This is a genomic window from Anaerobacterium chartisolvens (assembly GCF_003337415.1).
GTDB lineage: Bacteria > Bacillota > Clostridia > Acetivibrionales > DSM-27016 > Anaerobacterium > Anaerobacterium chartisolvens.
Window position 1 is genome coordinate 25,374 of the sequence record NZ_QPJT01000006.1, and the last position, 12,738, is coordinate 38,111.

Below are 12,738 nucleotides of genomic sequence, written 5' to 3' on the forward strand. Positions count from 1 at the left end.
TGCTGCTTAAAAAAACTTGAAGTTGCCGTAATGAAATAGTAAAATGAAAAATATATATAAAGCAGGTAATGAACCGAGGCTTTTTAACACGGCGGATTTCCGGCATACAAGGCGTTAAAAAGCACCGGGGGCAGCAGGCTTATGCCTGATGCCATTAATATGCGGGGGGAGCAGGGGAGAATGACGGACAAGAAAACAATTGCCGTCCTGTTCGGAGGACAGTCCTCCGAGCATGATGTTTCGAGGATTTCAGCTCAGAGCGTTATTGAAAACCTTGATAGGGATAAATACAATGTAGTGATGATAGGAATTACAAAGGAAGGCAGATGGCTTACATATAACGGGCCTGTGGAAAAGCTGGGGAGCGGTGAATGGCAGGCAATTGCGGAAGGGTCTTCGGATACGTCCTGCCTGTGCGAAAGCAATTCTGCCGTAAGCCTTTTTAAGGCTGCCGGTGCAAAGAATGGGTGCGGAGGCATTGATGCGGTGTTTCCTGTGCTGCATGGCTGCAATGGCGAAGACGGCACAATTCAAGGTTTTTTTGAGCTTGCGGGCATACCCTATGTCGGCTGCGGTGTTTTGGGCTCAGCGCTTGGAATGGATAAGGCATACTCGAAAATAGTTTTTGAGAAGGAAGGAATACCTCAGGGGAAGTATGTGGTGTTAAACAGAAAGCAGCTTAAACACGACATGGATTCGGCGGTAAGCGCGGTTGAGGCTGCTTTGCAGTACCCTTGCTTTGTTAAGCCCTCTAATGCGGGATCGTCTGTGGGGGTCGGGAAGGCACATGACAGGCACACGCTGGTTAATGCCTTAAATGCTGCCGCACGGTATGACAGGAGGATACTTGTTGAGGAATTTATAGACGGGAGAGAAATTGAATGCGCTGTTTTAGGCAATGATGACGCTGTCGCTTCAACGGTTGGAGAAATAGTTCCATGCAATGAGTTCTATGATTATAACGCAAAATATATTGACGGCAATTCAAAATGCATAATTCCCGCAGACCTGCCCTGCGATACAATATTCAAAATAAGGGAATATGCCGTCAGGGCTTTTAAGGCTCTTGACTGCTCCGGGCTTTCCAGAGTGGATTTTTTTGTGCACAAGGAGACGGGAGAGGTGTATATAAATGAAATAAACACACTGCCCGGCTTTACCAGCATAAGCATGTACCCGAAGCTGTGGGAGGAATCCGGGGTACCATACGATAAGCTGATCGAAAGGCTTATAGAGCTTGCGTTTGAAAGATTTGAGGATAATAAGCGCTCTATTGATTGTTGAGGGCTGCTTAAGGATTGCTGATTATATTTGGGGGTAATATGGATAACAGACCTATAGGGGTATTCGATTCGGGACTTGGAGGACTTACGGTCCTTAAGGAAATTATGAGGCTGGTACCGTGTGAAAGCCTTGTTTACTTTGGGGACAGCGGGAGATCTCCTTATGGCACCAAGTCTCAGGATACCATAATAAAGTATACATTTCAGGATATAAGGTTTTTATTGAATCAGGACATAAAAATGATAGTAATAGCGTGCAATACAGCCAGTGCGTATGGATATAAGCGGATACGGGACTGCTTTGACATACCAGTGCTGGAGGTTGTAAGGCCGGGAGCGGAGGCTGCCGTAAGAGAAAGCAGGACAAAAAAAATAGGTGTTATAGGCACTCCGGGAACTATAAGCAGCGGGGTGTACGAGAGGGCTATAACTGAAATTGACGGCAGTGTGCAGATATTTTCAAGGGCCTGTCCTCTTTTTGTTCCTCTGGCTGAGGAGGGGTGGTGGTCTAACGATATAGCTGTCAGAACGGCTGAGGAATATCTGATACCTCTTAAAAAAGAAGGGATAGACACCCTTGTACTGGGCTGCACCCACTACCCGCTGCTGCAGGGAACTATATCCGGGGTGATGGGAGACGGGGTAAGGCTTGTGAGCTCAGGGATTGAGATTGCAAGGGCAGTCGGTGATATTATAAAGGAAAGGGGCATAGGAAGGGACGAGAGGATACCTCCGGTATACAGGTACTATACCAGTGACAGCGTGGAAAAGTTTGAGGCACTCGGAGGCTCATTTCTGGAGGGTACACTGCACTCCGCGGAAAAAATAGATATAGAAAAATATTAGATTATATAAGTTTAGTTTTATTTTACAGGAGGATGCTTGTTTGTTAAATAATTCGGGAAGTAAAAATGTTATAATCTCCGTCAGTGGGACTCAGGCTATTATAGATCAGGGTATAAATCACGTGGAGCTGGTTACTGAAGGAAGGTATTATAAAAAGGCGGATACATACTATGCCGTTTATAAGGAAAGCGAAGTTACGGGAATGGAGGGAACCACCACAACGCTGAAGATCTCAGACAGAAGCGTTACTCTTATGCGCTTTGGAACCGTCAACACCCAGTTTATATTTGAGCAGGGACAAAAGCACATGTCGTATTATGATACCGTTAACGGCGCTTTTACAATAGGTATTTTCACCAATGAGGTAGATGTCAGTGTGGATGATGATGGCGGACAAATTAAGGTGGATTATGAAATAGAAATTGACGGACAGAAGTCAGGAATAAATGACTTTATAATGGTTATAAGACAAGCGGGGGGTTAATGCCGGGTACGTTTTTATTTGTGTAACATAAAAGTAAAGATACGGTAACGCGTCAGAGATAAACTTAAAATATAATTTTGCCGATAAATAATATACAGTTATATACTAATAAAATAACAAAATGCAAAATATGGCCTAAAAGCCTAAGGCCCCTGTTAAGGCCGGCGGCGTTAGTGCTTGGAGCGGCCGTATGTGCAAGGAATTTGGGAAGGTACATATATGAATAGTAGAAAGTACGGATTGCATAAAATACTCAACATCAAAAGGTGGGCCGTGGCTTTGCTGTCCGCGTCTATTGTGCTGTCATCTTTGCCGATTGGCACAGCCGCCGCGGAGACTGCCGAAGCTGTTTATACCGGCGTAACCAATGCCGATGTGCTTATAAACAACATGGCTTACACAGATGTGAAGAGTGCCGACCTGTGGATTAGGGAGGCTGTTTATGAAACAGGTGTGCTGGAGCTTTTAAAGGGCTATGGAGATAAAAACTTCGGCTTGTCTAAAGCGGTATCTAAGGAGGAGGCCATCACCAAAATATATACCGCTGCCGGGCGTGAGGCCGAGGCACAGGTGCTGGCTCAGAATCTGGACAACGCAAGATCGGAAGAGGATAAAAAGAAAAATACATTGAGCATGTGGGCTGACGGGTTTCTTCAGTTGGCTGCAAACGAAGGCTTGATAACGGCGAATGAGCTGGCGGATGCGCTTGATGAGGATCAGGCCGGACTTGAGCCGGGGGATTTCCATAGAGGGGCGGCTGCACAGAGGCAGGAGGTGGCGTACTGGCTTGCCAGAGCTCTGGGCTTGGTGCCGGTATATAATCAGCAGAGCATATTCAACAATTTCAATGACTGGAAAAGTGCCGATCCCGTTAAGGTTCCTTTTATAGAGGCTGTTTTAAGCGCGGGTATAATGAACGGAAACGGCAAGGGCAGCTTCAATCCTGCCAGTGCTGTTACGAGGACACAGCTTGCACAGATTATAAAAAATTCCGAGGGCTTGATATTGCCTGCCGCCGGACTTGGGAGAAGGACAGGCATAGTTGAAGAAATAAGGAATCAAGGGGACTACTCCGGGAGTACGAGGGAAGAGCTTAAGACCATAGATGTGAGAAACACAAGCGGAAGGCTGCACCGAATAGAGCTGAGGGCAGCCGCAGGCTCATCGCAGGCTGATGAAAGAAGCGGAAAGACTTCGGCGGGAGGACAGAGAGACATAGTAGTATACAAAAACGGAACTCTTGGTAAAAGCAGCCTTTTAAAAACCGGGGACAGAATTGAGTATATTGTCTCGCAGGACAACACCGTAAGGTTTGTAAAGGTGCTGTCAAGCATATATGACACCAAATATTATGTTGCCACAATAAATAATGTTGACACTGCCAACCTGCTCATGAACACTTCTGTATTTTTTAAGCTGGACTATCCCGACTTCGATTTATCAAAGGCGAACATATCCTTTGCTCCGGGAAATGAAAATGCTGTTGTGAATTACAGATACAGTGCCAATGTGTCGGTTGATACGGGAGGCAGGGGCTCCGGCATCGTCTCTGTTACGCCAGAAACGTATGTAATACTTACTGTTAAGGACAATATTGTCACTGCGGTAAAATATCTGGAATTAGGTCAGGACAACAGAAATACCGTTGTACGGGGAATAGTGGAGGACAATAATCCTGAGCTTGGGTATATAACGCTTTATAACGAGGATGGCACCGGCAATTCACCCGGTGGGGCACAGAGACTCCTTGAGTCGAGAACCTATAACTACGGAGATCAGAACGACATTGAGGTTTTTAAAAACCACCAGACCGCAGATCTTGAGGATATTGAGCCGGGAGACACCGTTTTTTTAAAGCTGGATGGTACGGCGAGTGTTGTTTCTGTCAGCGGAGTCGACAATTACACTGTGAAATACGGAAAGGTGCTGTCAAGGACAAGCTCTACACTGGGTGTACAGTATGACGACGGCACACAGCAGGTACTTGATGTGGATGGAAAGGCCTTTATTGTTTATGAGGGAAGAGCGGTATCCATGAGCAAGCTGCAAAACGGTGACAGGGTAAAGCTGCTCTTAAGCATTACCAATAAGGCCACAGTAATAAAGGAAATCACTATTGAGGGCGACGAGCACTTTATATCCAATATTTACAAGGGAAAGGTATCTAAAATCAACACGGCATCAGGGAGGATCAGCATCGACAGCCTTCAAAGGTTTACCAACGGAAAGTGGGTAAGGACTGAACAAAAGGGAACCAATGATATACGCATATCCCAAGAGTATAAAATGTATTTTGATAACAGGGCTATTGACACCACTCAGGCTAATAAATACTTTAAGCAGGCGGAGGCTTATATTGCAGTAGAGAAGGATTATGGAGGACAGGAGAGGGCAGTGCTTATTTCCTTCAGAAATGAGGAGGATACCGAGGATGTGCCGTATGACGACAGTGTTTCGCACGCATATCCGTCCTCAGGTCAGTTTTCTGTCAGCAAAAAGACCCACACAATCAATGGAGGAGAAGGTACAATTGTTGTAAAGGACGGCAGGCTTGTTTCGACCGGGAGCATATCTGAGGACGACAAGGTTTATGTCGTTGCCAACAGGAGCTATGATACGGGGAGCTATTATGCGGGAGTGGTGCAAATTGGGGCTAGGCAGGATGACAGCTTTGTACAGATATACCGCGCAAGGATAAAGAAGATCAATGAAAACAGCAGCTTTACCGTAGAGTCCTTCTCACAGCTTAACGGAACTGCATGGAGCTACAGCAATACTCCAAAAACCTTTAACATAACATATAACACCCGTATAGTGGGGGATGAGGGTGTAGTAGGCCAAAGGGACTTTACCGATTATGGTGACAACAGCTATGCCAACCGTACGGTATATATAGTAGCCGACAACCTTAATGCACTGCTTGTTACAACCGCTCCTTACGGTACGGTAAACGCACGAGGCAGGATTTACAGCATATCGGGGGGAGATACAGGCGCGGGAGGCACTATAATTTCCCAGCCCACCGATATAAAGCTGACAGAGGCAAAGGTGTATGGGGCATCCCGGCATATGTGGCTGGACAGCAAGGATATGGAGCTTAAAATTCTCCCGGGAAGTATAATATTAAAGGATAAAAAAGTCGCCAAGCCTTCTGAGCTCAAAAACGGAGATAAGATTAGAGTGATAAAGCGCGACAGTACCACGACGGGTGAAGCGTACATTATTATAGTTGAGAACTGAAGCCTTAAAATTTGAAATGACTGGAGGTACTCTGATGTTAAAAAGAATAAGCCTGATTCTTTGCATAGCCATGCTTTTAAATTTGTTCATATCCGCCTCAGCTTTTGCGAGAGAGGGTGATAACGGATATGAAGGGGGTATAGCCTCCGGGGATGAGCCTGACAAGGTTGGGATAAACTATCAGGAGATATGCTTTGTAAGCGGTGAGCCTGTTATCTTTAAAGGAAGCCTTACCATGAAAAAGAGCCTTAAGCAGAATAATGTCAACACAGTTTATACATACAGCCTTGAGAATGCAGACATAGGTGCCACATTAAGGAGGACGGTATCGCTTACCACTAAAAGAACTAAAAAGGATAACGGACAGACGGTTGAGGAGACTTCGCTTCCCGCCAACAGCCGTTTAAATGAGAACATAATAATAGGAGGTAGAGCGTACAGGCTTAGGAGCTATGATTTTTCCAGATCAAGTGTTATAGATGAAAAGCCTTCTATCAATTATTATGCGGGGACGTTGGGAGGAGTTAAGACATATCAGGTTACAGGAGGCGGAGGAACGGGTACCGTTACTGTCAGGCAGACAGGTGAGTTTTATGGCTATGACCAGTATTGGGGAACCTCAGAGGCACAGGTTGTGGATTACACAATAGAGGCTGAGATGAGAAACGGGGATCAGGTTGACAAATGGGGGGGAACGGCCAATATTAAGCTTTCGTCAGGCATTACGCAGAGGTTTGAGTATATAGAGAGCATACCCGATCAAATAAGCTTTAGCGGAAGGTATGTGCAGAGACAAAATAACGACAGCGTAATGGAGTATACCAGCAGGCTACCGGAATTTGATTCTAAAGGAATTTCCACAGACACTATGCTAGAGAGGAAGGGAAGCCTTAAGCTTGAATCCTTTCCTACATCTAAGGATCTTCCTGTTGCGGGCTTAAGCTATTTGAGAGGACATTGGGCCGAGAAGGACATAAAGCTGCTTTACGGGCTTGAGGTCTTTAAGCTGGACGGGAGCGTATTTAAGCCTGAGCAGTACATGTCGAGGTCTGAATTCGCTTCGGCAATTACAGCCGCCGCAAAGGAGGTTCCTGCCGACCCGGCGCTTTCCACAAGAGCGGTGAGGACACCCAGAACTCAGAATCAGGAATTAATATCTCCGTTCGGGGACGTTTCTGTCGAAAACGCGTATTTTCACGGGATAGAGAGTGCGTATAAACGGGGACTTATGGAGGGCGGGGTAGGAGGAAAATTTTACCCTAACAGCTATATAACCGTAGCCGATGCTATTTTGATTTTTATAAGGGCGGTGGGCTTGGAAAGTCTTGCGCCCAACCCTGCGCCGGTTACAACCTTCAGGGATAACGACAAAATACCCTCCCATGCCAGAGCGGCTGTATATGTTGCCGAAAGAATAGGTATAATACAGCCTGACAGCAAGGGCAACATAAATGTTTCGGGAACTCTTACAAAGGCTCAGGCGGCGCAGCTTATTTCGGGGTTTATAGAGTATATGCAGGATGGGATCAGGAAGGACTACAGGGAGAGGATAATCAATTTCTAAAATAGTCAAAGACGGCTGCCGGCCGTCTTTTTAATTATTCGGTAATAATTTTGAAACATTTTTTTAAAATATGGTTTTATAAGCTGTGTTAAAATAATATTACAGATATAAATTTGTTACTTTAAGGAGAATATTTATGAAAATCAGGCTTCCCCGGCTCCTAATAGCCTCGGCACTGGCAATTTGTCTTTTGCTGCCGCAGATTGCTTCTGCGGATGGACAGAACTCTGGAATTTTGAACGGCAGTGATGATTACATAGTGAGTATTATGGAAATGATAAAGGAAAGATACAGATTTGAGGTTACCGACAGTGAGCTGCTGGAGGGTGCGCTAAAGGGAATATTCGGTTCGATGGACCCTTATACTGAGTATATGACGGCAGCGGAGGAGGAGAGCTTCTATGAAAGCATAAACGGAGGCTATTACGGCATAGGAATTTCTATGAGCAAGATTGGCGATCATATAAAAGTAACTAAGGTTTTTGAATCCTCACCCGCCGAAAGAGCGGGAGTTTATGCAGGAGATATAATCGTTTCAATAGGTGGCGTCAATACTGCCGACATGGCTGTTAAGGATGCGGTGGAGCTTATCCGTGGTCAGAAGGGAAGCAGGGTGGTGCTGGGGATTCTGCGCGGGGATTTGCGCAAACAGGAGGACATTGAGCTGCTGACGGGAGAGGTTTCTATGAGGCTTGTAAAGCATGATATAAGTGATGGCAAGGGTTATATAAAAATAGCATCCTTTGGCGGCGCCGCCGTTGATGAATTTATAGACGCTTTAAAGCAAATGGAGGACAACGGTATACGGGATATAGTTCTGGATTTAAGAGACAATTCGGGAGGATATGTTGAAGCCGCCGTTGCCATAGCCTCTAAGCTGGTTCCGCGCGGGCTGGTTACAAGGCTTGAATTTAAAGAAGGATACAAGGAGAACATAAAATATGAATCGCCGCTGGACGAGGTAAAATACAAGCTATCGGTGCTTGTTAACAGAAATACTGCAAGCGCTTCGGAAATATTGGCGGGAGCGATACAGGACACCGGCGTGGGAAGGCTGGTCGGGGAAAAAACCTTTGGAAAGGCGAGGGTCCAGTATATAGTTCCTATTCTTACTCCTGAGGCTTATAAAAAGTACAGCGATGAGCTGGGAGTCAAGATTGTGGATGCGTCTAAGCTGCTTTGGGAGTACGGAATAAACCCGGCGGAGGAGGAAATACTGGGTTCATCCAAGATAACTATGGGCGTTTATACAACTCCTCATGGAAGAATGATAGACAAAGTGGGTCTTAAGCCTGATGTTGAGGTATCGCGTGATTTACCGGGATCGGGGATTGATACCGACTCAATTGAAAACCTCACAGTGACGTGGAAGCCGGGGCTGAACGACGAAGGGGGGGACATTTACTATGCCGAGCAAATACTCAAGCTGCTGGGATATGATATAGATGAGCCCGACTCACTGCTTGACAAAAAGACCTATGCCGCTGTGGGCGAGTTTCAAAAGCTTAAGGGAGGAGGCCCCTATGGGTTTGGAAGGCTTGACTTTACAACGCAGAAATGGCTTAATGAAGAGCTGAACAGGCTTAGGCTTGAAAATGACAAGCAGTATGCCAGAGCTGTTGAATTGTTAAAAAATTAAGATTTAATTTCTATTGACACCTAATTGTATGAAATATAAAATATAGGGTGTGCTTTTTTATAAAAATATTTATATAAGTTGCAATAAAGATTTTACAAACATAGATAATATAATTGACTACAGAAATTTTTAATAGCAACGAAAAGACGCCTTGCGGGGAAATGTCTCCCGGGTCTGTCATCAGGCGCTTTTCTTAGATGTATTCCTTATGGGTCAAAAAAATTTCTTCCATCAAATTATATTCTCCATGTAAAATCTTTATTGCTAAATATTTAATAGCAAATAATTTAGCTTATTCGGCCAAGGCCGTTTCTTAAGAGACAGAGGAAATGGCCCAATTTATTTTAGGAGGATTAAATAAAATGTCTGTGAAGTACATATTTGTCACCGGGGGAGTGGTATCCGGGCTGGGCAAGGGAATTACGGCGGCATCTTTAGGGAGGCTTTTAAAAGCCCGGGGCTTGCGCGTTACCATTCAAAAGTTTGACCCTTATATAAATGTAGATCCCGGTACAATGAGTCCATATCAGCATGGTGAGGTTTTTGTGACCGATGATGGAGCGGAAACCGATTTAGACCTTGGTCATTATGAAAGGTTTATAGACGAGAATTTGAGTAAAAACAGCAATGTCACTACAGGTAAAATATACTGGTCCATCATAAGCAAGGAAAGAAAAGGGGACTTTCTTGGAGGCACGGTTCAGGTAATACCTCACATAACCAACGAGATTAAGGAAAGAATATACAGGGTAGGGAAGTCCGACCATACTGATGTGGTAATAACCGAAATAGGCGGTACGGTAGGCGACATAGAGAGCCTGCCTTTTTTAGAGGCAATAAGGCAGGTTGCGTCCGACGTTGGAAGAGAGAATGTGATATATATACATGTTACTCTTGTCCCTTACCTCGGCAAATCGGGAGAGCTTAAGACCAAGCCTACCCAGCACAGCGTTAAGGAGCTGAGCAGCATAGGTATCCAGCCGGATATTATTGTATGCCGCACCGAAAAGCATCTTTCCAAGGATTTAAAGGACAAAATCGGCCTGTTTTGCAATATTCCGGGAGAATGGGTAATTCAGAATATGGATGCGGAAATACTTTATGAGGTACCGCTCATGCTGGAAAAAGAGGGACTGGCAGACATAGTATGCAGCAAAATGCATTTGCAGTGCAATCTGCCCGATCTGACAGAGTGGCAGGACATGGTGCAAAGGCAAAAAAACCTTTCCAATACTGTTACAATAGCTCTCGTAGGAAAGTATGTGGAGCTTCATGACGCCTATTTAAGTATAGTGGAATCGCTTAATCATGGAGGAATAGCAAACAGCATTGACGTAAAAATAAAGTGGGTTAATTCAGAGCATATTGATGAGGAAAATATAGAAAACTATCTGGGAAAGGTCAGCGGCATACTTGTGCCGGGGGGCTTTGGAGACAGGGGAATTGAGGGCAAAATACTTGCCGCGAAATATGCGCGTGAAAATAAAGTGCCGTATTTCGGAATATGCCTTGGAATGCAGATGGCGGTTATTGAATTTGCAAGAAGCATAGCGGAGCTTCCAAATGCAAACAGCTCGGAATTTAATCCCGACGCCGTCTATCCTGTCATAGACCTTATGCCGGAGCAGAGGGACATAGACGAAAAGGGCGGGACTATGAGACTTGGTCTTTATCCCTGCAAGCTCAGAAAGGACACAAGGGCATACGAGATTTACGGTGATGAGCTGGTATATGAGAGGCACAGGCACAGATACGAGTTCAACAATGAGTTCAGAGAGAAGCTCGGTTCCAAGGGGATGATTTTTTCGGGGCTTTCTCCCAGCGAAAAGCTGGTTGAGATAATAGAGCTGCCCGAACACCCATGGTTTGTAGGAGTACAGTTTCATCCGGAATTCAGATCAAGGCCGAACAGGGCCCACCCGTTATTTAAAAGCTTTGTCAAAGCGGCATTTGACAGGTCTGTAAATAGATAAAGACAAAGCTCCGGCTTAACCGGCCCCACTGCCTCAAAAAATCAATTTTTGAGGCAGCGGGGCCGGTTTTTAGTTTTCCCCTGTAATTTTTGAAATTATTTTATGTATAGTATAAATTCTCATAAGTTTGATAATACTTATAAACATAAGAAATTAATGAGAATTTATAAAAGACTTTGATAAATTACCTGTAATGTATCGGTAAAAAATATAAAACAGGGGGAATGAGCCATGAACAGGATCGTAAAAAGTGTTAAGGGATTTGGAAGTGGTGTAAAAAATAACATTCCGTTAAAAGCAGTCATATTACTGTTTTTAATTGCAATACTGTGGCTGGGGGTTTATCTGACCACTTATTCTGAGGATGTCAACAAAGGCTTGTCGGAAAATCTCATCAGGCTGCATGTGGTTGCCAACAGTGATGGCGATGTGGATCAGGCGCTAAAGCGTGATGTAAGGGATGTAATTATAAATTATATGCAGCAGCAGCTAAAGGATTCAAAGGACATTGAGAATACAAAGAATGTAATAAGCAGGGATATGGAGAAAATAGAAGAGCTTGCAAAAGAGGAAATTTTTCGTCAGGGAAAGGCGTACGAGGTGAAGGCCGACATGGGAATTCATCCGTTTCCGACAAAAATGTATGGGGATATAACGCTCCCTGCGGGGAATTATCAGGCCCTAAGGGTAGTAATAGGAAAGGGCGAGGGTGCAAACTGGTGGTGTGTTCTATTCCCTCCCTTATGCTTTGTAGATGCAACCCACGGAACTATTTCCGATTCGGTGAAAGCTGATCTTAAAAATATTCTGACAGCGGAGGAATATGACATTGTAACCTCGGCTGACAGCGAGGATGACATACCTATTAAGGTAAGGTTTAAAATTGTAGAATTTTTTCAAGACTCCAGAATAAAAATATCCAATCTTTTGGGAAGGATTTTTTAAACAAATATAATATATAGGATGCAATAAAGATTTTACAAACATGGAGGATATAATTGCTTCCATCAAACTATATCCTCCATGTAAAATCTTTATTGCTAAATATATAGCAGACCATTATATTATTTGTTATAGGGACAAACATTGCTGTAGGGGCAGACCTGTGTGTCTGCCCTTAATTTTTTTACAGGAAATTTAAAAAAAAACGAATATGCCTCAATAGACGCTATAAGCCAGTTTGAGACGTTTAACTCTGCATGAAAGCCGTCGTGAAAGGTTGACATACCCTGATATGTCTGGTATATTAACCTATAAAGATTGACTATATGGATTAAAATGGGTAAGACTTGATGTAATAATTTAGGGATAATAAGGGAGAAACAAAAGCTAACGGTATATTCTATATAAACCTATTAGTGAAAATATGGGATAATGTACTATTTTAAAAATTATCTCATATGATGTTTATAAAATTTAATATTAAAAATACGCGCTTAATCGTAAGAACGGGAGAACCGGTTAATTTTATAATCTTCTGGTTATAAAATTTTTAAAGGGGGGCTGTTCAGTCCTATCCTTTTGGGGTGAATTATGCTTTGTGGCTTAAAGCTTCAAGGTATCTAGGGTTATCTTTCGATCCGAATCCGTCAGCTAATCTCGTAAGCGTTGGAAGAGAAGGTGGTTAATATGCTTTATTAATTGTACCTTGGTTTGGTACATACTTTTTTGGCATACCTTAAAGCCGCAGATACTTTCTCTGCGGCTTT

The 12,738-nt window shown here is 44.0% G+C and carries 8 protein-coding genes and 1 riboswitch; all 8 genes read left to right on the forward strand.

Going from position 1 to position 12,738, the window contains the following annotated elements; translation table 11 throughout:
- Positions 1-180 precede the first annotated feature (180 nt).
- The 8 genes from DFR58_RS06470 to spoIIR all read left to right on the forward strand — a co-directional run bounded on the left by DFR58_RS06470 (position 181) and on the right by spoIIR (position 11,974).
- Positions 181-1,284 (forward strand): D-alanine--D-alanine ligase family protein, encoded by a 1,104-nt coding sequence (locus DFR58_RS06470; RefSeq protein ID WP_114297171.1) that lies wholly within the window; start codon positions 181-183, stop codon positions 1,282-1,284.
- Positions 1,285-1,322: 38 nt separating this feature from the next.
- Positions 1,323-2,129 carry a glutamate racemase gene (gene murI, locus DFR58_RS06475; RefSeq protein WP_114297003.1) on the forward strand — a complete coding sequence of 269 codons (807 nt, stop codon included), beginning with the start codon at positions 1,323-1,325 and terminating at the stop codon, positions 2,127-2,129.
- Positions 2,130-2,169: 40 nt separating this feature from the next.
- On the forward strand, positions 2,170-2,613 hold the full coding sequence (locus tag DFR58_RS06480) for a YwiB family protein (RefSeq protein WP_114297004.1): 444 nt from the start codon (positions 2,170-2,172) through the stop codon (positions 2,611-2,613).
- A gap of 219 nt (positions 2,614-2,832) precedes the next feature.
- Positions 2,833-5,853, forward strand: coding sequence for an S-layer homology domain-containing protein (locus DFR58_RS06485; RefSeq protein WP_114297005.1), 3,021 nt, complete (start codon positions 2,833-2,835; stop codon positions 5,851-5,853).
- Positions 5,854-5,887: 34 nt separating this feature from the next.
- The gene (locus DFR58_RS06490; protein WP_242987440.1) at positions 5,888-7,417 is read left to right on the forward strand and encodes an S-layer homology domain-containing protein; all 1,530 of its coding nucleotides are present in this window, start codon (positions 5,888-5,890) and stop codon (positions 7,415-7,417) included.
- Positions 7,418-7,553: 136 nt separating this feature from the next.
- Positions 7,554-9,056 (forward strand): S41 family peptidase, encoded by a 1,503-nt coding sequence (locus DFR58_RS06495; RefSeq protein WP_114297006.1) that lies wholly within the window; start codon positions 7,554-7,556, stop codon positions 9,054-9,056.
- Between the two features lie 362 nt (positions 9,057-9,418).
- Entirely contained in the window at positions 9,419-11,029 is a 1,611-nt protein-coding gene (locus DFR58_RS06500) for a CTP synthase (protein WP_114297007.1), read from the forward strand.
- Positions 11,030-11,260: 231 nt separating this feature from the next.
- Complete coding sequence (gene spoIIR / locus DFR58_RS06505; protein ID WP_114297008.1) at positions 11,261-11,974, forward strand: stage II sporulation protein R; 714 nt, start codon at positions 11,261-11,263, stop codon at positions 11,972-11,974.
- Positions 11,975-12,452: 478 nt separating this feature from the next.
- Positions 12,453-12,651: riboswitch (cyclic di-AMP (ydaO/yuaA leader) on the forward strand.
- The last annotated feature ends 87 nt before the right edge of the window (positions 12,652-12,738 follow it).

Excerpts from the sequence above, each read along its gene's own strand:
- DFR58_RS06470 (WP_114297171.1), top strand. The coding sequence starts at position 181 with ATGACGGACAAGAAAACAATTGCCGTCCTGTTCGGAGGACAGTCCTCC.
- murI (WP_114297003.1), top strand. The coding sequence starts at position 1,323 with ATGGATAACAGACCTATAGGGGTATTCGATTCGGGACTTGGAGGACTT.
- DFR58_RS06485 (WP_114297005.1), top strand. The coding sequence starts at position 2,833 with ATGAATAGTAGAAAGTACGGATTGCATAAAATACTCAACATCAAAAGG.
- DFR58_RS06490 (WP_242987440.1), top strand. The coding sequence starts at position 5,888 with ATGTTAAAAAGAATAAGCCTGATTCTTTGCATAGCCATGCTTTTAAAT.
- DFR58_RS06495 (WP_114297006.1), top strand. The coding sequence starts at position 7,554 with ATGAAAATCAGGCTTCCCCGGCTCCTAATAGCCTCGGCACTGGCAATT.
- DFR58_RS06500 (WP_114297007.1), top strand. The coding sequence starts at position 9,419 with ATGTCTGTGAAGTACATATTTGTCACCGGGGGAGTGGTATCCGGGCTG.
- spoIIR (WP_114297008.1), top strand. The coding sequence starts at position 11,261 with ATGAACAGGATCGTAAAAAGTGTTAAGGGATTTGGAAGTGGTGTAAAA.